1 protein-coding gene is annotated in these 256 nt (G+C 50.8%); it reads right to left on the minus strand.

The genetic code is table 11. From position 1 onward, the window contains the following. Nucleotides 1-256 (minus strand): hypothetical protein (locus RYX56_RS23730; RefSeq protein ID WP_317124304.1); only part of this gene is annotated, 256 nt, incomplete at both ends.

Raw genomic sequence — 256 nt, forward strand, 5'->3', positions numbered from 1 at the left:
GCACCCGTAGCGCCCAACGGATGGCTTAGACCCAGCGTCGCATGACGGAATGCAAAATCAGTGGTGGTTGGGCCAGTGAATTCGTCATCATCGCCATAGTAGTAAGCAGCAAGCTGAACTTTACCAGTGAAACCGGCTGGCAATGCAGGTGCATAGGTGGCTAAGAAATACGTATCACCTTGGTTACCAAAGGTCACGTTATTCAGCAGGGTTTGTGCGCTCACGCTAAACTCTTTGTAGTTCAAACCCAGCATGG

Origin of the sequence: Alkalihalophilus lindianensis, assembly GCF_032843265.1 — a bacterium.
In the GTDB taxonomy this organism is placed as follows: Bacteria; Bacillota; Bacilli; order Bacillales; family Bacillaceae_D; genus Alkalihalophilus; species Alkalihalophilus lindianensis.